The 21,059-nt window shown below is 71.0% G+C and carries 19 protein-coding genes; 10 read left to right on the top strand and 9 right to left on the bottom strand.

Annotated features, from left to right (window positions below; translation table 11 throughout):
• The first annotated feature begins 155 nt into the window (after window positions 1–155).
• The 3 genes from ACVW19_RS24450 (at window position 156) to ACVW19_RS24460 (ending at window position 3,934) form a co-directional block, all read left to right on the top strand.
• Window positions 156–1,244, top strand: a complete 1,089-nt coding sequence (locus tag ACVW19_RS24450; protein ID WP_457461764.1) for a thiamine ABC transporter substrate-binding protein — start codon at window positions 156–158, stop codon at window positions 1,242–1,244.
• A gap of 68 nt (window positions 1,245–1,312) precedes the next feature.
• Entirely contained in the window at window positions 1,313–2,914 is a 1,602-nt protein-coding gene (locus ACVW19_RS24455) for an ABC transporter permease (RefSeq protein WP_457461766.1), read from the top strand.
• A complete protein-coding gene (locus tag ACVW19_RS24460) occupies window positions 2,915–3,934 on the top strand; it encodes an ABC transporter ATP-binding protein (protein ID WP_457461768.1) in 1,020 nt (339 codons plus the stop codon). It abuts the gene before it with no gap.
• A 64-nt stretch (window positions 3,935–3,998) separates the two neighbouring features.
• Here the strand turns inward: ACVW19_RS24460 and ACVW19_RS24465 are convergent, their stop codons facing one another.
• The 6 genes from ACVW19_RS24465 to ACVW19_RS24490 form a co-directional block, all read right to left on the bottom strand.
• Complete coding sequence (locus ACVW19_RS24465; RefSeq protein WP_457461769.1) at window positions 3,999–4,685, bottom strand: LAETG motif-containing sortase-dependent surface protein; 687 nt, start codon at window positions 4,683–4,685, stop codon at window positions 3,999–4,001.
• Between the two features lie 372 nt (window positions 4,686–5,057).
• Complete coding sequence (locus tag ACVW19_RS24470) at window positions 5,058–5,465, bottom strand: VOC family protein (RefSeq protein WP_457461770.1); 408 nt, start codon at window positions 5,463–5,465, stop codon at window positions 5,058–5,060.
• Window positions 5,466–5,574: 109 nt separating this feature from the next.
• Window positions 5,575–6,954 (bottom strand): hypothetical protein, encoded by a 1,380-nt coding sequence (locus tag ACVW19_RS24475; protein WP_457461771.1) that lies wholly within the window; start codon window positions 6,952–6,954, stop codon window positions 5,575–5,577.
• Window positions 6,936–7,685 carry an ABC transporter ATP-binding protein gene (locus ACVW19_RS24480; RefSeq protein WP_457461772.1) on the bottom strand — a complete coding sequence of 250 codons (750 nt, stop codon included), beginning with the start codon at window positions 7,683–7,685 and terminating at the stop codon, window positions 6,936–6,938. Before ACVW19_RS24480 ends, ACVW19_RS24475 begins: the two co-directional genes overlap by 19 nt.
• Before the next feature lie 265 nt (window positions 7,686–7,950).
• On the bottom strand, window positions 7,951–9,339 hold the full coding sequence (locus ACVW19_RS24485) for an aspartate aminotransferase family protein (RefSeq protein ID WP_457461774.1): 1,389 nt from the start codon (window positions 9,337–9,339) through the stop codon (window positions 7,951–7,953).
• Window positions 9,336–9,854, bottom strand: coding sequence for an Lrp/AsnC family transcriptional regulator (locus tag ACVW19_RS24490; protein ID WP_181383412.1), 519 nt, complete (start codon window positions 9,852–9,854; stop codon window positions 9,336–9,338). Before ACVW19_RS24490 ends, ACVW19_RS24485 begins: the two co-directional genes overlap by 4 nt.
• Window positions 9,855–10,035: 181 nt before the next feature.
• Between ACVW19_RS24490 and ACVW19_RS24495 the strand changes: the two genes are divergently transcribed.
• The gene (locus ACVW19_RS24495) at window positions 10,036–11,475 is read left to right on the top strand and encodes a gamma-aminobutyraldehyde dehydrogenase (protein ID WP_457461775.1); all 1,440 of its coding nucleotides are present in this window, start codon (window positions 10,036–10,038) and stop codon (window positions 11,473–11,475) included.
• A 138-nt stretch (window positions 11,476–11,613) separates the two neighbouring features.
• On the opposite strand, the gene ACVW19_RS24500 is transcribed toward ACVW19_RS24495, so the two are convergent.
• Window positions 11,614–12,318 carry a glycerophosphodiester phosphodiesterase gene (locus ACVW19_RS24500; RefSeq protein ID WP_457461777.1) on the bottom strand — a complete coding sequence of 235 codons (705 nt, stop codon included), beginning with the start codon at window positions 12,316–12,318 and terminating at the stop codon, window positions 11,614–11,616.
• A 53-nt stretch (window positions 12,319–12,371) separates the two neighbouring features.
• On the bottom strand, window positions 12,372–13,439 hold the full coding sequence (locus ACVW19_RS24505) for an adenosine deaminase (RefSeq protein WP_457461779.1): 1,068 nt from the start codon (window positions 13,437–13,439) through the stop codon (window positions 12,372–12,374).
• Between the two features lie 152 nt (window positions 13,440–13,591).
• Here ACVW19_RS24505 and ACVW19_RS24510 point away from each other — a divergent pair, with 152 nt between their 5' ends.
• Window positions 13,592–14,482, top strand: a complete 891-nt coding sequence (locus ACVW19_RS24510; protein WP_457461780.1) for a DUF4190 domain-containing protein — start codon at window positions 13,592–13,594, stop codon at window positions 14,480–14,482.
• Between the two features lie 14 nt (window positions 14,483–14,496).
• Here the strand turns inward: ACVW19_RS24510 and ACVW19_RS24515 are convergent, their stop codons facing one another.
• Window positions 14,497–15,084, bottom strand: coding sequence for an NADAR family protein (locus ACVW19_RS24515; RefSeq protein WP_457461781.1), 588 nt, complete (start codon window positions 15,082–15,084; stop codon window positions 14,497–14,499).
• A gap of 223 nt (window positions 15,085–15,307) precedes the next feature.
• Here ACVW19_RS24515 and ACVW19_RS24520 point away from each other — a divergent pair, with 223 nt between their 5' ends.
• The 5 genes from ACVW19_RS24520 to ACVW19_RS24540 are packed head-to-tail and all read left to right on the top strand — an operon-like array spanning window position 15,308 to window position 21,055.
• Window positions 15,308–16,843 carry a gamma-aminobutyraldehyde dehydrogenase gene (locus ACVW19_RS24520; RefSeq protein ID WP_457461783.1) on the top strand — a complete coding sequence of 512 codons (1,536 nt, stop codon included), beginning with the start codon at window positions 15,308–15,310 and terminating at the stop codon, window positions 16,841–16,843.
• Between the two features lie 50 nt (window positions 16,844–16,893).
• Window positions 16,894–18,141 carry a polyamine ABC transporter substrate-binding protein gene (locus ACVW19_RS24525; RefSeq protein ID WP_457461784.1) on the top strand — a complete coding sequence of 416 codons (1,248 nt, stop codon included), beginning with the start codon at window positions 16,894–16,896 and terminating at the stop codon, window positions 18,139–18,141.
• 5 nt (window positions 18,142–18,146) lie between these two features.
• Window positions 18,147–19,313, top strand: a complete 1,167-nt coding sequence (locus ACVW19_RS24530) for an ABC transporter ATP-binding protein (protein ID WP_457461786.1) — start codon at window positions 18,147–18,149, stop codon at window positions 19,311–19,313.
• Window positions 19,313–20,245 (top strand): ABC transporter permease, encoded by a 933-nt coding sequence (locus tag ACVW19_RS24535; protein ID WP_457461788.1) that lies wholly within the window; start codon window positions 19,313–19,315, stop codon window positions 20,243–20,245. The genes ACVW19_RS24530 and ACVW19_RS24535 overlap by 1 nt, the downstream gene beginning before the upstream one ends.
• Entirely contained in the window at window positions 20,246–21,055 is an 810-nt protein-coding gene (locus ACVW19_RS24540; protein WP_457461790.1) for an ABC transporter permease, read from the top strand.
• Window positions 21,056–21,059: the final 4 nt, after the last annotated feature.

The raw sequence follows: 21,059 nt of genomic DNA on the forward strand, positions 1-21,059 counted from the left end.
AGTGCGGCATCGGCCGCAGACCCTCCGAACCTCGCCCAGGTCATTCTGGGTAGGGAGATCGGTCATCACTCGAGCTGTTGTGCCCTGCCCGGGGTACCCGTGAGGGGTCCCGGACAGGGCCGCGTCTCTTCCTGGTCACCCCCAGGAGGAATCCGGTGAGCATCACCAAGAAGGTCACGATCCTGGCCGTCGGGCTGGGCCTGGTCACCCTGTCCGCCTGCGGCTCGTCCGGCGGCGACGACCAGGGGTCCGGTGCCGACGGGTCCGGGACCGTGACTCTCGTCAGCCACAACTCGTGGGCCGCGTCGAAGGACGTCATCGCCGCCTTCGAGAAGAAGTCCGGCTACAAGGTCAAGATCCTGGAGGACGGCGACGCCGGATCGGCCGTGAACAAGGCCATCCTGACCAAGGACAACCCCCAGGGCGACGTCTTCTTCGGCGTCGACAACACCCTGCTGTCCCGCGCTCTCGACAACGGGCTGTTCCAGTCGTACGAGGCCAAGGACTCCGACCTGATCCTTCCCGAGTACCGCGTCGACGAGGACAAGCACCGGGTCACGCCGGTCGACACCGGCGACGTCTGCGTCAACTACGACAAGGAGTGGTTCAGCGAGCGCGACCTGACCCCGCCGAAGACCTTCGACGACCTGATCAAGCCCGAGTACGAGAACCTCCTCGTCGTCGAGAACGCCTCCACCTCCTCGCCCGGCCTCGGCTTCCTCCTCGGTACGGCCGCGAAGTACGGGGACGAAGGCTGGACGGACTACTGGAAGAAGCTCAAGGCCAACGGCGTGAAGGTGGTCGACGGCTGGGAGCAGGCCTACAACGAGGAGTTCTCCGGCTCGGCCGGCGGCAAGCAGGCCAAGGGCGACCGGCCGCTGGTGGTGTCCTACGCCTCCTCCCCGCCCGCCGAGGTGATCTACGCCGACCCGAAGCCGGCGACCGCTCCCACCGGTGTCGCCGACGGCACCTGCTTCCGGCAGGTCGAGTACGCGGGGCTGCTCAGCAACGCGAAGAACCCCGAGGGCGGCAAGGCACTGCTCGACTTCCTGCTCACCAAGGAGTTCCAGGACGACATGCCGCTCAACATGTTCGTCTACCCGGTGCGGGAGGGCGCCCAGGTGCCCGAGGAGTTCACGAAGTACGGGCCGCAGGCGAAGGACCCGGAGACGATGGACCCGGCGAGGATCGCCGACAACCGTGACCAGTGGGTCAAGTCGTGGACCTCGCTCGTACTGAAGTGAGCCGGACCGCCGCCGTGCGAGAGCGCGGGCAAAGGCGGCGGCGCGGGACCGCGGCGCGGCTCGGCCTGATGGCCGTGCCCGTCGCGTTCTTCGCCGTCTTCTTCGCCTACCCCGTCACCGCGATCGTCGCGCGCGGTCTGAAGGCCGACGGGGTCTGGCAGCTCGGGCGGATCGGGGACGTACTGGCGCAGTCCGACGTCCGGCAGGTGCTGTGGTTCACCACCTGGCAGGCGTTGGTCTCCACCGCCCTCACCCTGCTGATCGCCCTGCCCGGCGCGTATGTCCTCGCCCGCTTCGACTTCCCCGGCAGACGACTGCTGCGGGCGGTGGTCACCGTCCCCTTCGTGCTGCCGACGGTCGTCGTCGGTACGGCGTTCATGGCGCTCGTCGGGCGCGGTGGCCTCCTCGACGAGCTGTGGGGCGTCCGGCTGGACACCACCGTGTGGGCGATCCTGCTCGCGCACGTGTTCTTCAACTACGCCGTCGTCGTGCGGACCGTGGGCGGACTCTGGGGGCAGCTCGACCCGCGGCAGGAGGAGGCCGCGCGGATGCTCGGCGCCTCACGGTTCACGGCCTGGCGGACCGTCACCCTGCCCGCGCTCGCGCCCGCCGTGGCCGCCGCGGCGCTGATGGTCTTCCTGTTCACCTTCACCTCCTTCGGCGTGGTGCAGATCCTCGGCGGGCCCGCCTTCGCCACCCTCGAAGTGGAGATCTACCGGCAGACCTCGGAGATCTTCGACCTGTCCACCGCCGCCGTCCTGACGATGATCCAGTTCGTCGCGGTGGGCGCGATCCTCGCCCTGCACGCCTGGACCGTGCGGCGGCGGGAGACCGCGCTGCGCCTGGTGGACGCCTCCGTCACCGCACGCCGGCCGCGCGGGACCGGGCAGTGGGCGCTGCTCGCCGGGGTCGTCGCCACCGTCGCCCTCCTGCTGCTCCTGCCCCTCGCGGTGCTGGTGGAACGGTCCTTCGGCGACGTCGGGGCCGGCTACTACCGGGCGCTGACCCGGGACGACGGGGGAGTGTTCCTGGTCGCGCCGATCGAGGCGGTCGGCAACTCCCTGCAGTACGCGGCCGCGGCCACCGTCATCGCCGTGGTGATCGGCTCCCTGGCGTCCGTCGCGCTCACCCGGCGGGACGCGGGACGGCTGGTGCGCGGCTTCGACGCCCTGCTGATGCTGCCGCTCGGGGTGTCCGCCGTGACCGTCGGCTTCGGGTTCCTGATCGCTCTCGACGAGCCGCCACTGGACCTGAGATCCTCCTGGATCCTGGTGCCGCTCGCCCAGGCGCTGGTCGGTGTCCCGTTCGTCGTACGGACCATGCTGCCCGTGCTGCGGGCCGTGGACGTGCGGCTGCGGGAGGCGGCGGCGGTGCTCGGGGCGTCGCCGTGGCGGGCCTGGCGTGAGGTGGACCTGCCGATGGTGCGGCGGGCGATGCTCATCGCGGCCGGGTTCGCCTTCGCGGTGTCGCTGGGCGAGTTCGGCGCGACGGTGTTCATCGCGCGGCCGGACCACCCGACCCTGCCGGTGGCCGTGGCGCGGCTGCTCAGCCGGCCGGGGGACCTCAACTACGGCCAGGCGATGGCCCTGTCGACGATTCTGATGATCGTGTGCGCGGTGGCGCTGCTGGCGCTGGAGCGACTGCGGACCGACCGATCCGGGGAGTTCTAGATGCTGTTGAGCCTTGAGGCCGCCACCGTCCGGTTCGGCGGACGGGCGGTGCTGGACACCGTCGACCTGGGGGTCGCCGAGCACGAGATCGTGTGCGTGCTCGGGCCCAGCGGCAGCGGCAAGTCCACGCTGCTGCGGGCGGTGGCCGGGCTGCAGCCCCTCGACGCGGGGCGGATCTCGCTCGCCGGGCGCGACCAGGCGGACGTGCCCGCGCACCGGCGCGGGGTCGGGCTGATGTTCCAGGACCACCAGCTGTTCCCGCAGCGGGACGTGGGCGGCAACGTGGCCTTCGGGCTGCGGATGCGCGGCACGTCTCGGACCGAACAGGCTGACCGTGTACGGGAGTTGCTGAACCTCGTCGGACTCCCCGGGGCGGCCGGGCGGGCGGTGGCGGCGCTGTCCGGCGGAGAGCAGCAACGTGTCGCCCTGGCCCGCGCCCTGGCGCCCAGCCCGAGGCTGCTGATGCTCGACGAACCGCTCGGCCAGCTCGACCGGACGCTCAGGGAGCGGCTGGTCGTCGAACTGCGGGAGCTGTTCGGCAGGTTGGGCACCACCGTGCTCGCCGTGACGCACGACCAGGGCGAGGCGTTCGCGCTGGCCGACCGGGTCGTGGTGATGCGGGACGGACGAATCGCCCAGTCCGGTACGCCCCTTGAGGTGTGGCAGCGTCCGGCCGACGCGTTCGTGGCCCGCTTCCTGGGTTTCGAGAACGTGGTCGAGGCGACGGTCGGCGCGGACGTCGCGGTGACGCCGTGGGGCAAGGTCCCGGTGCCGGCGGACACCCCGCAGGGCACGCGGACACTGCTCGTCCGGCCCGCCGGGGTCCGGCTGGTCCCGGCCGAGACGGGCCTGCGCTGCACGGTGACCGCGCGTACCTTCCGGGGCACCCATGTCGCGGTCCGCCTCCAGCCCGGGCAAGCGCCCCGGCTGGAGGCCGCCTGCGCGCTCCGAGCGGCACCGGAGGTCGGGGACGAGGTCGGGGTGGAGTTCGACGCGGCCGAGGTCGTCGTACTGGACTGACCCGCGGCGGACGCGCGATGGCCCGCCCCCGGCGGGGACGGGCCACCCTGCTGTGCGTGAGGTGTCAGCTGTCGCTGCTCGTCCCGCGACGGCGCATGCCGAAGAAGACCGCACCGCCACCGACGGCGACCAGGACCACCGCGATACCGGCGATCAGACCGGTGTTGGAGTCCGCGCCGGTCTCGGCGAGGTTCGAGTCACCGACGGCGGGTGACGGAGCGTTGTCCGAGGTGTCCGCCGGGGCGGGGCTCTCGGGCTCCGACTCCGACGGAGTCGGCGTGCCGGGCTCCTCGGCCTCCTCGGCCGGGGTCGAGGTGGAGGCCGAGGTCTCCGGAGCAGGGGTCTTCGGAGCCGGGGTCCCCGGAGCCGGGGTCTCCTCCTCTCCCTTGCAGGCCGTGGCCGGGGTGGTCAGGTTCGGCTTGATGTCCTCGTCCACGTAGGGCGCGGCCTTGACGTGGATGCGGTACTCGGCGCTGGGCTTCCAGTCCTCCTCGAAGGTGATGGTGACGCCCTTGCGGGAGCCCCTGACCACCTGCTCGCCGACCTTCTTCTCGTCGGCGCCGTTGTTCTCCAGGAACACGGTGACGGTGGCGGGAACGCCGGCCGGGTCCACGTCGGTGACGGTGATGACACCGTTGTCACCGACGCACTTGGCCTCGGCCGAGAACTCGTTGATGTTGCAGGCGGCCGCGCTGCCTGCGAGACCGACGGTGAGCGCGGCCGACGCGGAGACGACACCGAGGGCGCGCACGGTACGTGCGACGGTACGGCGCGGGGCCGTACGACGTGATACGGGCAGAACTGCCACGTTTGTCCTTTGCGGGATACGTAAATGCGGGGGGTTGAGGGAGAGTTGACGGAAGATCAGCACTCCCGTGGGGCTCCCAGGTCTATAAGCGGCGCATAAGTAGTGTCAACGCGTATGCCGACAGCAGGACATGGCTTTGCCTTTTTATTGCCCGCCCGGGCGTTTCAACGTCTCCGAAGCCGCCTCGATCCGCTCCGGGGAGCCGGGGAGCCGGGGAGCCGGGGAGCCGGGGAGCCGGGGAGCCGGGGAGGAGGGGAGCATGAGCGGGGAGCGTCTCCACCCGCTCATGCCGGGCCGTGCCGTACGGGCCTCGCCTCAGCCCTCCACGACGGACGGGTCCATCCACACGATCTCCCAGGTGTGGCCGTCCGGGTCGTCGAAGGCACGGCCGTACATGAAGCCCTGGTCCTGGGTCTCGCCGCTGACCGAGCCGCCCGCCGCGACGGCCTTCTCGACCAGTTCGTCGACCTTCTCGCGGCTCTCGGAGCTCAGGGCCAGCAGCACCTCACTGGTCTTCGCGGAGTCGGCGATCTCCTTCTTCGTGAACTCCGCGTAGCGCTGCCTGGTGTGCAGCATCGCCACGATGGTGTCGCTGATCACGACGGAGGCGGTGTTCTCGTCGCTGAACTGCGCGTTGATCGAGTAGCCGAGCTCGGTGAAGAACTTCTTCGAGGCGTCGAGGTCGTCGACGGCCAGGTTCACGAAGATCATCTGCTGGTACACGTCGGGTCTCTCCCTGGGGGTGCCGGGTTCCGTGGTGTTCGACGGGTAGACCGGGGGCCGGCCCGGAACTCATCGCCCGGCGGGGATCCTCTTCGCCTTCTCCCGCCCCTCAGACGGACAGGGGCAGCGCCGACAACCCGGCCACGGTCACGGTCAGCGGCCCGAACAGGGCGAGGAGCGCGCCGGCCCTGAGGGCCGCGGCCCGGCGTGGGGCCGAGGCGGGAGCGCCCAGACGCAGCAGCGCGGCCGTGGTACCGGCGTGCGCGTGCTTGGCCTCGACGGCGGCCGTCAGCAGGGTCGCCACCGTGCACCCCGTCACCACCAGCACCCCGAGCAGGGTGAGCGGCCCTGCCGACAGGCCGTCGGCGTAGTGGTGCCGGCCCATGGCGTACGCGGCCGACAGCACGGCGCAGACCACGCCCAGCGGGCGGCCGATCCGGGTGGCCTCCGTCATGAGGACCCGACCGGCCAGCAGCCGCAGGGCGCCCGGGCGGACCGACTGCAGCAGACGGCCGCACAGATGGGTGAGACCGGGGCCGATCAAGGTGAGGCCGACGACGGTCAGCGCCAGACCGGCCAGGGCCCCGGGCCGGTCCCCGGGGGAGGCGGCGGCACCGCCACGGCTCGCGTAGGTCTCCACGGCCAGTCCCGCGGCCAGCGCGGCGATGCCCCAGGGCAGACCGGAAGGTGCCGAGCGGGCGCCGGTCGGGACGGCAGCCGGGACGGTGGCCGGCTCCCCGGCGGCCGGCGCGGGGCCGTCGCCCGCACCGTCCGGCCCGTGCACCGGCACCCGCGTCTCCTCCGGGACGGCCTCCGGTTCCTGTCGCCGCCCGCCGTCGGTAGGCCGTCGGCCGTGGGTCGCCGCCGCCAGGTGCCTGCCGAAGCGTCCGTACGCCCCGAACGTCTCCCGCTCCGCGGTACTCCGGTACGCCCCGAAGCGGCCGTACGCCCGCCCCGCAGGGGACGCGTTCGTGGCCTGCTCGCGTGGACGCAGCGCCCAGGCCACCGCCGCCGACGCGCTCACCGGCAGCAGCGCCAGCAGCGTCAGGGCCGCCGGGAGCGGCAGGGGCCTGCCCGTGGCCAGGGACTCGGTGGCGGCCCCGCCGAGGGGCGTCCCGGTGAGGTCGCCGCGCAGCTGGAGGAAGACGAGGAGGGCGACCACCGACCCCAGGGCGCAGGCCAGGGCCGTGGTCGTCGCGGAGACGGCCATCAGCCGCACGGGGCCGAGGCCGATCGCCGAGAGCCCGGGCCGGGGTCTGGTCGCCGGGTCGGTCCGGGCCACCGCGACGGCGAGGTACACCGTGGCCGCCAGCGGGGCCGCGCACCAGGCCAGCCGGAGCAGTGAGACGGACGGAGTGTCCGGGTGGCCGATCGCGTGGGCGAGAGCGCACAGGAGCAGAAAGCCCGTGCCCGCGGAGGCGGCTGCGACCAGAAGGCGGCGCAGCTGGACGGCGGAACGGGCGCCTCGGGTCAGACGGAGAGCGAGCACGTGGCCCGGCCCTCCGTCTCGACGGTCTCGGAGACCGGAGGCAGATGTACGGTGCGCACCTGGCGCCCGTCGAGCAGCGAGACGGTGCGGTCGGCGAGGGCCGCGATGTCCGCGTCGGAGGTCGCGAGGAGCACCGTGATGCCGTGCGAACGGGCCGCCGTGGTGAGCGTGCGCAGGACGTGCCGGCGGTCGGTGCGGTGCAGCGGCGCGGTCGGCTCGTCGGCGAACAGCACCGAGGGGGCCGGGGCGAGGGCGCGGGCGATGCAGACCCGCTGGCGCTCCGCGTGCACCAGGTCCGCGGGGCGCTTGCGGGCCTTGTCCCCGATGTCGAGGCGCTTCAGCCACTCCATGGCCGTCGACTTGGCCCGGCGCCGGGCGGTGCCGCGCAGCATCAGGGGGAGGGCGGTGTTCTCCCAGACGTTCAGCTCGGGGACGAGCACCGGTGCAGGATCGATCCAGCCGAAGCGTTCCCGGCGCAGCCGCTCGCGGGCGGCGGGGTTCATCGTGTGCACGGGCGCGCTGTTGAACCAGACCTCGCCGCTGCGCACGGGCACCAGTCCGGAGAGACACCGCAGCAGGGTCGTTTTTCCGCTGCCGCGCGGGCCCCCGACGGCGAGGATCTCGCCCTCCCCGACGCCGAGCGAGACCCCGCTCAGACCGGGAGAACCGTCCTTGTGCCGGAAGTGCAGGGCGCGTGCCCAGAGTACGTCGTTGTCCGGTGGGGCCACCATGGCGTACACCTCGGTTCGGATCAGAAATGCCGTGCGAGATCTGTGAAATCCCCCATGCGGGGGAACGAAGGCAAGGCCGATCGGTCACTGGGCACGCTAGGCAGGGCGCGGCGGGAGGCCCGACAGCACGCGGCCCCGGACCGCCGTTTCTCACTCGAACGGGCGGCACCGGGGCCGTAATTGATCATTCCAGCCGAAGATCACAGCGGCGGATCACAGCGGCGGATCACAGCGGCGGATCACGGTGGCGGATCACAGCAGTGGGTCACAGCTTCGTCCATGCCTCCGACAGCGTGGCGCGCAGGATCTGCTCGATCTCGTCGAAGGTCTCCTGGTCGGAGATCAGCGGCGGGGCGAGCTGGACGACCGGGTCGCCGCGGTCGTCGGCACGGCAGTACAGGCCGTTCTCGTACAGCTTCTTGGACAGGAAGCCGTACAGGACGCGCTCGGTCTCCTCGTCGTCGAAGCTCTCCTTGGTGTGCTTGTCCTTGACCAGTTCGATGCCGTAGAAGAAGCCGTTGCCGCGGACGTCGCCGACGATCGGCAGGTCGTACAGCTTCTCCAGCGTCGAGCGGAAGGCGCCTTCGTTGTCCAGGACGTGCTGGTTGAGGCCCTCGCGCGCGAACAGGTCGAGGTTGGCCACGGCCACCGCGGCCGAGACGGGGTGGCCGCCGAAGGTGTAGCCGTGCAGGAAGACGTTGTCGCCCCGGTAGAACGGCTCGGCGAGGCGGTCCGAGATGATGCACGCGCCGATGGGCGAGTAGCCCGAGGTCATGCCCTTGGCGCAGGTGATCATGTCCGGGACGTAGCCGAACTTGTCGCAGGCGAAGGTCGTGCCCAGACGGCCGAAGGCGCAGATGACCTCGTCGGAGACGAGGAGCACGTCGTACTGGTCGCAGATCTCCCGGACCCGCTGGAAGTAGCCGGGCGGCGGCGGGAAGCAGCCGCCCGCGTTCTGCACCGGCTCCAGGAAGACCGCGGCGACCGTGTCCGGGCCCTCGAAGAGGATCTGCTGCTCGATCTGGTCGGCGGCCCAGCGGCCGAACGCCTCCGGGTCGTCGCCGTGGAGCGGAGCCCGGTAGAAGTTGGTGTTCGGCACCTTGTGCGCGCCCGGCACCAGCGGCTCGAACGGGGCCTTGAGGGCCGGCAGTCCGGTGATCGACAGGGCCCCCTGCGGGGTGCCGTGGTAGGCCACCGCGCGGGAGATGACCTTGTACTTGGTCGGCTTGCCGGTCAGCTTGAAGTACTGCTTGGCGAGCTTCCAGGCGGTCTCCACCGCCTCACCGCCGCCCGTGGTGAAGAAGACCTTGTTCAGGTCGCCCGGGGCCTCGTCGGCGAGCCGCTCGGCCAGCTCCACGGCCTTGGGATGGGCGTAGGACCAGACGGGGAAGAAGGACAGTTCCTGCGCCTGCTTGAAGGCGGCCTCGGCGAGTTCGACGCGGCCGTGTCCCGCCTGGACCACGAACAGGCCGGCGAGACCGTCGAGGTACCGCTTGCCCTTGTCGTCGTAGATGTGGGTGCCCTCGCCGCGGACGATGGTGGGGACGGGGGAGTTCTCGTACGAGGACATGCGGGTGAAGTGCATCCACAGGTGGTCGTACGCGGACCTGCTGAGGTCGCTGGGTTCCTTGGGGCTGTCGGTGCTCACGATCATCGGGTTCCCCACATGTAGGTCTGCTTCTTGAGCTTGAGGTAGACGAAACTCTCGGTGGAGCGCACCCCGGGCACGGCCCTGATGCGTCGGTTGATGACTTCCAGAAGGTGGTCGTCGTCTTCGCAGACGATCTCGACCATGAGGTCGAAGGAGCCCGCGGTCATCACCACGTACTCGCACTCGTCCATGGCGCTCAGCGCGTCGGCGACGGACTCCACGTCCCCCTCGACGTTGACGCCGACCATCGCCTGCCGGCGGAAGCCCACGGTGAGCGGGTCCGTGACGGCGACGATCTGCATCACGCCGTGGTCGAGCAGTTTCTGGACGCGCTGGCGCACGGCCGCCTCCGACAGACCGACGGCCTTGCCGATCGCGGCGTACGGCCGCCGGCCGTCCTCCTGGAGCTGCTCGATGATGGCGAGGGAGACGGCGTCCAGGTGGGGACCGCCGCCGTTCTTGGACTCGCGGGAGTCCCTCGGTTCTGCGCTTCGACTGGCCACATGGTCACTGTGCACGACGTCTCGACCGTTTCGCAAGGCGCATTCGATGAAATCCGTTGTCTCAGGGGTTTCAGTTTGCGGATTTCGCAGGTGCGGGACGGGTGGGGGTGTTGAAAACGTCAGCGGTCCGTCTAGGGTGGGTGTCTCAGAGGTTGGACACCTCGGACACCCACGAGGAGCACCAGGAGGGCCTGCAGTGAGCACCGAGCTGCGTCGTCTGCGCAACTACATCGGCGGTGAATTCCGCGACGCCGCCGACGGACGGACCACCGAGGTGGTCAACCCCGTGACCGGTGAGGCGTACGCGACCGCGCCGCTGTCCGGGCAGGCGGATGTGGACGCCGCGATGGCGGCCGCCGCCGAGGCCTTTCCCGGCTGGCGCGACACCACGCCGGCCGAGCGGCAGAAGGCCCTGCTGAAGGTCGCGGACGCCTTCGAGGAGCGCGCCGAGGAACTGATCGCGGCCGAGGTGGAGAACACGGGCAAGCCCATCGGGCTGACCCGCACCGAGGAGATCCCGCCGATGGTCGACCAGATCCGCTTCTTCGCGGGTGCGGCACGGATGCTGGAGGGCCGCTCGGCCGGCGAGTACATGGAGGGCCTGACCTCCATCGTGCGCCGCGAACCGGTCGGCGTCTGTGCCCAGGTCGCCCCGTGGAACTACCCGATGATGATGGCCGTGTGGAAGTTCGCCCCGGCGATCGCGGCGGGCAACACGGTCGTTCTGAAGCCGTCCGACACCACGCCGGCCTCCACCGTCCTGCTCGCCGAGATCCTCGGCTCGGTCCTGCCCAAGGGCGTCTTCAACGTCATCTGCGGCGACCGCGACACCGGCCGCATGATGGTCGAGCACGAGACCCCGGCGATGGCGTCCATCACCGGTTCGGTGCGCGCGGGCATGCAGGTCGCCGAGGCCGCTTCCAAGGACCTCAAGCGCGTCCACCTGGAGCTGGGCGGCAAGGCTCCGGTGGTGGTCTTCGAGGACACCGACATCGCCAAGGCCGTCGAGGACATCTCCGTCGCGGGCTTCTTCAACGCCGGCCAGGACTGCACGGCCGCCACCCGCGTCCTCGTCCACGAGTCGATCCACGACGAGTTCGTCTCCGCGCTCGCCAAGGCGGCGGCCGACACCAAGACCGGCATGCCGGACGACGAGGACGTGCTGTTCGGCCCGCTCAACAACCCCAACCAGCTCAAGCAGGTCGAGGGCTTCATCGAGCGGCTGCCCGCGCACGCGCGCGTGGAGGCCGGCGGCAAGCGCGTCGGGGAGCAGGGCTTCTTCTACGCGCCGACCGTCGTCTCGGGCCTGAAGCAGGACGACGAGATCATCCAGAGGGAGGTCTTCGGCCCGGTCATCACCGTCCAGACCTTCGCCGACGAGGACCAGGCCGTCGAGTACGCCAACGGCGTCGAGTACGCGCTGGCCTCCTCGGTGTGGACCAAGGACCACTCCCGCGCGATGCGCATGTCCAAGAAGCTCGACTTCGGCTGTGTGTGGATCAACACCCACATCCCGCTGGTCGCGGAGATGCCGCACGGCGGCTTCAAGAAGTCGGGCTACGGCAAGGACCTGTCGGGGTACGGCTTCGAGGACTACACGCGCATCAAGCACGTGATGACGTCGCTGGACGCGTAGCGCTCCGCTGGGGAGAGCCGGAGGAACTACCTCCTGGGCGCCGTTCGGGCCTGCCGTCCGGAGTGCGCGGGCCGTCCGTGGCTGGTCGCGCAGTTCCCCGCGCCCCTTTGGGGCGGGGGAACTGTCACGGCTGGGCGTTCACGGCCGTGGGTGGCCCGTCCCGCCGTCCCGCAGGGCGCGCAGGACGTCGACGCGGTTGGTCGTGATCGAGTCGGCGCCCATCGCCAGCAGGCGGCGCATGGAGCGGCGGGTGTCCGGGGTCCACACGGACAGCAGATAGCCGTCGCGGTGGACGCGGTCGGCCAGGGCCCGGTCGACCAGGCTGAAGCGGTAGTTCAGCCAGCGCGGGCGGATCGCCTCCAGGAGGCCGGCGCGCGGCGGGGCCAGCGTCGTGCGGGTGAGGGCGATCTCGGCGGACGGGTCCGCCGCGCGCACGGCGAGCATGGTGGCGGCGCCCGCGCAGTAGTACACGCGGTCCCGGGCCCCGTGCTCCCGTACGACGTCCACGATCCGGCGCACCGCCCGCGGGTGCGGGGCGCCCGGCAGGTCCAGCAGGAGCCTGCTGCCCTCGGTCGCCGACAGCGCGTCCGACAGGGCCGGCACGCCGCCGTCGGTCAGGCCGCGCACCTCCTCCCAGGACAGCGACCGCAGCGGGCGGTCGTGCTCCCAGAGCCGCTTCAGCGTCTCGTCGTGCAGCAGGACCGGCACGCCGTCCCGGGTGAGGCGTACGTCGAACTCGACCGCGTCCGCGCCCCGGTGGAGCGCGGAACGCAGCGAGGCGAGCGTGTTCTCGCGGACGCGGTAGGGGTCGCCGCGGTGGGCCACGGCGGTCACGTTGTGCATGGCGGCCCTTCGCAAGGTCGGTTCGTCATGGGGTGGCCGGTTCGCCGGGGCGGTCAGCGGGCGAGCCAGGACGTGGTGTAGGAGTCGATCTCGGCGGCCAGCCCCGCCTTGGCGGGCCGGTCCAGGAAGGACGCCTCCACCGCGTTCTTCGCCAGCTCGGCCAGGCCCCGTTCGTCGAGGTCCAGCAGTCGCGCGGCGATCAGGTACTCGTGGTTGAGGTCGGTGCCGAACATCGGCGGGTCGTCGGAGTTGACGGTCACCAGGACACCGGCCCGGACGAACTCCTTGATGGGGTGTTCGTCGAGGGTGGTGACCGCGCGGGTGGCGATGTTGGAGGTGGGGCACACCTCCAGCGCGATGCGCCGCTCGGCGAGGTGCGCGAGCAGCTCGGGGTCCCGGGCGGCGCTGGTGCCGTGCCCGATCCGCTCGGCGCGCAGGTCGCGCAGGGCGTCCCACACCGTTTCCGGGCCGGTGGTCTCACCGGCGTGCGGCACCGAGCGCAGGCCCGCGGCGATGGCGCGGTCGAAGTACGGCTTGAACTGCGGCCGGGGCACCCCGATCTCGGGCCCGCCCAGGCCGAAGGAGACCAGGCCCTCCGGGCGCAGCCGGTCGTCGGTGGCGAGCCGCGTCGTCTCCTCGGCGGACTCCAGACCCGCCTCGCCGGGAATGTCGAAGCACCAGCGCAGCACCGTCCCGAACTCGGCCTCGGCCGCCTTGCGGGCGTCCTCGATCGCGTCCATGAAGGCACGCTCGTCGATCCCGCGGCGGGTCGACGAGAACGGGGTGACGGTCAGCTCGGCGTACCGCACCTGCTGCCGGGCCAGCTCACGTGCCACCTCGAAGGTGAGCAGCCGGACGTCCTCGGGTGTGCGGATCAGGTCGACGACGGACAGGTACACGTCGATGAAGTGGGCGAAGTCCGTGAAGGTGAAGTAGTCGGCGAGCGCCTCGGGGTCGGTGGGGACCCTGGAGTCGGGGTGGCGGGCGGCCAGCTCCGAGACGATGCGGGGGGAGGCGGAGCCGACGTGGTGCACGTGCAGTTCGGCCTTGGGCAGTCCGGCGATGAAGGCACGCGGGTCATGGCGCGGTGTTCCGGTGGCCGTGACGAGGTGGTCGGTCATTGTTCCTCCCCCAAGCGGCGTCCTCGGCCGGTGTGCGGCGGGACGCGGGTGATCGGCTGATCGGTGGATCGGGGATCATCGTAGGACGGGTGCGCCCGACGGGGCGCCGGGGCCGTAACATGGCGGGACGTTCGACGGAGGGGGTCCAGCGCATGTCCGACGACGCGCAGGCGCCGGAGGCGCGGGGGAGTACGACGGGCGGTACACCGCCCCGCAGCCCGCAAGACCATGACGACGTGTGGGCCGCGCCGGCCGACAGCGGGGCCGCTCGGGCGCAGCCGCCCCAGGCCCCGCCGCGGGACGTGGCGCCCCCGGTGACGCAGATCGATCTGGGCGGGCAGGTCACACCCGGCCCGCCGGACTCCACCGGAGCCGTCGACCCGTGGGCGCTCCCGGAGTTCGACCCGCCGGCCTCCGGCGCGGGTCCGGCCGCTGCCTCGGCCCCCGGCGCACCATCCGTGCACGAGCAGCAGACGATGGCGTCCTTCCCCGCGATGGACGCCCCCGCCCCGCCGCCCGCCCAGCCCTGGGCCGGCCCCGCCACCCCACAGGCACCGATACCGCCCGTCGGCCCCGGCGCGGCGGCCCCCAACCCCTTCGCGCCCCCGGTCGCCGACCCGCTCCCGCCACCGCCCGTCGCCCCCGACGGCCCCGGCCAGGTTCCGTACGGCTACCCGGGCCCCCAGAGCGGTTACGGCTACCCGGCCCCGCAGCCGCCCGGTTACGGCGGCGCACCCGGTTATGGCGGCGCGCCCGCCCCGGGCTACCACGGCTGGACCGGCATGGCGCCCATGCCGAGCAACGGCATGGGCGTCACCGGACTCGTGCTCGGCATCATCTCGGCCGTGCTCTTCTGCTTCTGGCCGCTGGCCATCGGGCTCGGCGTCATGGCCGTGATCTTCAGCGCGCTGGGCCGGGGCAAGGCGGCCCGCGGCGAGGCCACGAACCCGGGATACGCCCTGGCCGGCCTCATCTGCGGCGCGGTCGGCATCGTCCTGGCCGCCGGCTTCGGCGCGCTCGTCATGTTCACGTCCTCCTACTGACCCCGGACACCACCTCAGAGCCCCGGCCCGCCCTGGTTCTTCCGGAGGCGGGTGCGGGCCCGCATCAGGGCGAAGCCCAGGAGGTTCGGGCCGCGCCACTGGTCGGGGTCCGTCGCCCTTTCGTCGGTGGCCGCGAGCCCGATGCCCCACACCCGGTCCAGCGGGCTCGCCTCGACCAGCACCCTCTCGCCCGTGCCCAGCAGGAAGGCGCGCAGGTCGGCGTGGGCCGCGAACTTGTGCACGCTGCCCTCGACGACGACACGGAACCGCTCCCGTCGCCATGTCTCATCGTCGAAGCCCCGCACCAGCCGCCCCGCCTCCTTCGCCTGCGCCGGGTGCTCCGCGGCCAGCACCCGCCGCTCCCCCTCCGGGTCCGCGAACAGCCGGGCCTTGGCCGCCATCATCCAGTGCTCGGCGGTCGCGTACCGCACCCCGTCCACCGTGAACGGCGACGGCCACCACTGGCTCAGACAGCTCGCTCCGATCCGGCCGTCGGGCAGCGGCCGGTGCCCCCAGAAGTACAGGTACTTGACCCGCCGGCCGGCCCGCAGCGCCTCGACCAGAGTCTCCCTGGAACCGATGGTCCCCGCCGTCCCGTTCATCGCCACCCCTCGTGAACCCTCCCTGCCCGCGCGAGTCTGGCACGCACCACTGACACCCCGTCCTGTCCTTTCCGCCGCCCCTCGACGCCCGGTCGACAGATTTCGTCGCGTAACCAAAAGGCAACAACGGAATCACTTGTTGGAGTGCCGTTGCTCTGTCAGGATCGGCACTCAAATCGAGCTGGAGCCACGCCGCCCCCTCGGGGAGACGGAGGAGAGCGACATGCACAACCCGGGCAACGCCACCCCGGAACGATTCCCGGCCCAGGACCGGTTCGCGGACGGGGCGCAGTTCATCGCGGGACGTCCGGCGAAGGGCACCTCGGGCCGTACGCACACGGTGGTCGACCCCGCCACCGGGCAGGAGGTCCACACCTACGCACTCGCCGGCACCGACGACGTGGACGCGGCCGTCGCCGCGGCGCGCGAGGCGTTCCCGGCGTGGGCCGACGCCACCCCCGGTGAGCGCTCCGACGCCCTGCACCGGTTCGCCGCCGTCGTCGCCGAGCGCGCCGAGGACTTCGCCCGCGCCGAGTCCCTGCAGTGCGGCAAGCCGCTCAAGCTGAGCCGTGAGTTCGACGTCCCGGGGACGATCGACAACATCGCCTTCTTCGCCGGCGCCGCCCGGCAACTGCAGGGCCAGTCCGCCGGCGAGTACTCCGGCGACCACACCTCCTACGTCCGCCGCGAGCCCATCGGCGTCGTCGGCTCCGTCGCGCCCTGGAACTACCCCCTCCAGATGGCCGCGTGGAAGATCCTCCCGGCGATCGCGGCGGGCAACACCGTGGTCCTCAAGCCCGCCGAGCTCACCCCGCTGACCTCCCTCCTGTTCGCGCGGGCCGCCACCGACGCGGGCATCCCGGACGGCGTGATCAACATCGTCACCGGCACCGGCAAGGAGGCGGGCGAACACCTCGTCGGCCATCCCGACGTCGCCATGACCTCCTTCACCGGCTCGACCGCCGTGGGCAAGCGGGTCGCCGAGATCGCCACCGCCACCGTCAAGCGCATCCACCTGGAACTCGGCGGCAAGGCCCCCTTCGTCGTCTTCGACGACGCCGACCTCGACGCCGCCGTCAACGGAGCGGTCGCGGGCGCGCTCATCAACACCGGCCAGGACTGCACGGCCGCCACCCGCGCGTATGTGCAACGGCCCCTCTACAAGGCGTTCGTCGAGCGCACGGCGGCCCTGATGGAGACCGTGCGGCTCGGCGACCCCTTCGCTCCCGGCACCGACCTCGGCCCGCTGATCTCGCACGCCCAGCGCGACCGCGTGGCCGGATTCGTCGACCGGGCACGTGCCCGCGCGCGGGTGGTGACCGGCGGCGAGGCTCCGGAGGGGGACCTGAAGCACGGCGCGTACTACCGCCCCACCCTGATCGCCGACGCGCCGCAGGACAGCGAGGTCGTGCAGTCCGAGATCTTCGGGCCGGTGCTCGTCGTCCTGCCCTTCGACACCGACGACCAGGGCATCGCCCTGGCCAACGACACGCCGTACGGGCTCGCCGCCTCCGCGTGGAGCCGCGACGTGTACCGGACGGGCCGTGCCACCCGCGAGATCAAGGCGGGCTGTGTGTGGATCAACGACCACATCCCGATCATCAGCGAGATGCCCCACGGCGGCTCCAAGGCGTCCGGCTTCGGCAAGGACATGTCCGCGTACTCGTTCGAGGAGTACACCCAGCTCAAGCACGTCATGTTCGACAATACGGCGGTGGTCCGCAAGGACTGGCACCGCACGATCTTCGGGGACCGATAGCAGCCGGGCCGCCCGACCCGCGGCCCCTCTCCCGAAAGGGCATCACGCGCATGGAGCAGTACGAGCCCGACCGTCTCTCCCCGGCCCAGGTGGCCGCCATGCGGCGCAGTTTCCGCAACGGCCGGGCGGCACTGACCCGCCGGTCCTTGTTGCGCGCCTCCGCCGGCGGCGCGCTCGCGACCGGCGGACTCGGGGCGCTGAGCGCCTGCGGCATCCCCGCGGCCGGCCGGACCCAGGGCGGCACCTCCGCCGAGGACCATTCGGCCAAGGAGAAGACCGTCAACTTCTCCAACTGGCCCGTCTACATCGATGTCGACGAGAGCGGCAAGCAGCGTCCCACGCTCGACGCGTTCACCCGGCAGACCGGCGTCAAGGTCGAGTACACCGAGGACGTCAACGACAACACCGAGTTCTTCGGCAAGATCAAACCGCAGCTCGCCGCCGGGCAGGACACCGGCCGCGACCTGATCGTCCTCACCGACTGGCTGGCCGCGCGGATGATCCGCCTGGGCTGGGTCCAGAAACTGGACCCGGCGAACCTGCCGCACGCCTTCGCCAACCTCTCCGGGCAGTTCCGCAGCCCGGACTGGGACCCGGGGCGCGCCTACTCCTACCCCTGGCAGGGTGTCTCGGCCGTCGTCGCCTACAACAAGAAGGCGCTCGACGGCATCGAGGTGAAGTCGGTCTCCGACCTGCTGGACAACCCCAAGCTCAAGGGCCGGGTCTCCTTCCTGTCCGAGATGCGCGACAGCATCGGCATGACCCTGCTCGACATGGGCAAGGACCCGGCCAAGGTCACCGACGACGACTACGACGCGGCGATCGACCGCCTGCAGAAGGCCGTCGACAAGGGGCAGATCCGCCGCTTCACCGGCAACGACTACACGTCCGACCTGACCAAGGGCGACATCGCCGCCTGTGTCGCCTGGGGCGGTGACATCGTCCAGCTCCAGGCGGACAGCGACGACGTCGGGTACGTCATCCCGGACGCCGGTTTCATGACGGCCACCGACAACCTGCTCATCCCCAACAAGGCCCGCCACAAGGCCAACGCCGAGCGGCTGATCGACTTCTACTACCAGCCGCCGCAGGCGGCCCGGCTCTCCGCCTACGTCGCCTTCGTGAGTCCCGTCGACGGCGCGCGGGAGGAACTCGCCAAGATCGACAAGTCGGCGGCGGAGAACCCGTTGATCATCCCGACCAAGGACGTAGCGGCCCGAACCCACTCCTTCCGCGCCCTGAGCGACAAGGAAGAGGCGGCCTACGAAGCGAAGTTCGCGAAGCTCACAGGGGCGTGACGACGATGAAGACGACAACACAGACCAACGGCGACGTCCGCCTGAAGCAGATCGGCAAAACCTACGGGAACTTCACCGCCGTACACCCCCTCGACCTGACCGTGCCCCAGGGCTCCTTCTTCGCCCTGCTCGGCGCGTCCGGCTGCGGCAAGACCACCACCCTGCGGATGATCGCCGGCCTGGAGGAACCCACCGCGGGCACCGTCCACCTCGGCGACCAGGACGTCACCGCGCTCCCGCCGTACAAGCGGCCGGTGAACACCGTCTTCCAGTCCTACGCCCTCTTCCCGCACCTCGACGTCTTCGAGAACGTCGCCTTCGGTCTGCGCCGGCGCGGCATCAAGAGCGTGAAGAAGCAGGTCGAGGAGATGCTGGAGCTGGTGCAGCTCGGCGAGCAGGCGCGCAAGAAGCCGCACCAGCTCTCCGGCGGCCAGCAGCAGCGCGTCGCGGTGGCCCGGGCCCTGATCAACCATCCCAAGGTGCTGCTGCTCGACGAGCCGCTCGGCGCCCTCGACCTCAAACTGCGCCGTCAGATGCAGCTGGAGCTCAAGCGCATCCAGACCGAGGTCGGCATCACCTTCGTGCACGTCACGCACGACCAGGAGGAGGCCATGACCATGGCCGACACGGTCGCCGTGATGAACGCCGGCCGGGTCGAGCAACTCGGCCCGCCCACCGACCTGTACGAGAACCCGCGCACCACCTTCGTCGCCAACTTCCTGGGCACGTCCAACTTCATCGAGGCCGACGTCGACTCCAGGTCCGGCGACGACCTCGTGCTGAAGGCGGGCGGCGGCAAACTCGTCCTGCCCTCGGCGCGCAACAGCGGCCCCACCACGACCGGCGGCAAGGTGCTGCTGGGGGTGCGCCCGGAGAAGATCTCCCTCGCCCACGCGGACGACGCCGGACGGATCCCCGAGGGCCGCAACCGGATCACCGGCCGGATCGCCGACTCCAGCTTCATCGGTGTCTCCACGCAGTTCGTCGTCGACAGCCCGGTCTGCACCGCGTTCGAGGTCTACGTCCAGAACATCGACCGCGACGACCGCCTGGTGCCCGGCGCGGAGGTCGTCCTGCACTGGAACCCGGCGCACACCTTCGGCCTGGACGCCGCGCAGGACGCGGACGCGGGCGTCGAGACCGTCGAGCCCGTCGAGGGTGAGGTCGCCTGATGGCCACGGCCACCGGGGCGCCGCCCCTGGCGCCCGCCCCGGAGAAGAAGGAGAAGAGACCGCCGCGCAGGCGGGGTCGCTGGACGCCGTACCTGCTCCTGCTGCCCGGCCTGCTGTGGCTGGTCGTCTTCTTCGCGCTGCCGGTGATCTACCAGGCCTCCACCTCCGTCCAGACGGGGTCCCTGGAGGAGGGCTACCGGGTCACCTGGAACTTCACCGTCTACTGGGACGCACTGTCCACGTACTGGCCGCAGTTCGTCCGCTCGGTGCTCTACGCGGCCTCCGCGACCGTGCTGTGCCTGCTGCTCGGCTATCCGCTGGCGTATCTGATCGCCTTCCGCGCGGGACGCTGGCGGAACCTGATCATGATCCTGGTGATCGCGCCGTTCTTCACCAGCTTCCTGATCCGCACCCTCGCCTGGAAGACGATCCTCGCCGACGGCGGCCCGGTGGTCGACGCCCTGAACACCCTGCACGTCCTGGACGTCACCGCCTGGCTCGGCTGGACGGCGGGCGACCGGGTGCTGGCCACGCCGCTCGCCGTGGTCTGCGGTCTGACGTACAACTTCCTGCCGTTCATGATCCTGCCGCTCTACACCTCGCTGGAGCGCATCGACCCGCGGCTGCACGAGGCGGCGAACGACCTGTACGCCAGGCCCTCGACCACCTTCCGCAGGGTCACCTTCCCGCTGTCGATGCCGGGCGTCGTCTCCGGCACGCTGCTGACCTTCATCCCGGCCACCGGCGACTACATCAACGCGGACCTGCTCGGCTCCACCGACACCCGCATGGTCGGCAACGTGATCCAGACGCAGTTCCTGCGCGTCCTCGACTACCCGACGGCCGCCGCGCTCTCGTTCATCCTGATGGCCGCGATCCTCGTCATGGTCACGCTCTACATCCGTAGGTCCGGCACGGAGGATCTGGTGTAAATGCCCTTCGTCAACTGGCTCAAGAGCCGTCTCGTCGTCATCGCGGGACTGCTGACGCTCGCGTACCTCCTGCTGCCGAACGTCGTCGTCACCGTGTTCTCCTTCAACAACCCGAAGGGCCGCTTCAACTACCAGTGGCAGGAGTTCTCCACGGACGCCTGGAGGGACCCGTGCGGGGTCGCCGGCCTGTGCGGGTCCCTGGCGCTCAGCCTCCAGATCGCCCTGTGGGCGACCCTCGGCGCCACCCTGCTCGGCACGCTGATCGCGTTCGCGCTGGTCCGCTACCGGTTCCGCGCCCGCGGCGCCGTGAACTCGCTGATCTTCCTGCCGATGGCGATGCCCGAGGTGGTGATGGCGGCGTCCCTGCTGACCCTGTTCCTCAACATGGGTGCCCAGCTGGGCTTCTGGACGATCCTGATCGCCCACGTCATGTTCTGCCTCAGCTTCGTCGTGGTCGCCGTCAAGGCCAGGGTGATGTCCATGGACCCGCGCCTCGAACAGGCCGCCCAGGACCTGTACGCCGGCCCGTTCCAGACGTTCTGGCGGGTCACCCTGCCGATCGCCGCACCCGGCATCGCGGCGGGCGCGCTGCTCGCCTTCGCGCTCTCCTTCGACGACTTCATCATCACCAACTTCAACGCGGGCTCCACCGTCACCTTCCCGATGTTCGTCTGGGGCTCCGCCCAGCGCGGAACCCCCGTGCAGATCAATGTCATCGGTACGGCCATGTTCGTCGTCGCCATGCTGCTGGTGCTGGTCTCCATGGCCTTCACCAAGCACAGCAAGCGCCGCGACCGGCAGAAGGCGTAGGCCA

This window comes from Streptomyces sp. TE5632, assembly GCF_054061295.1.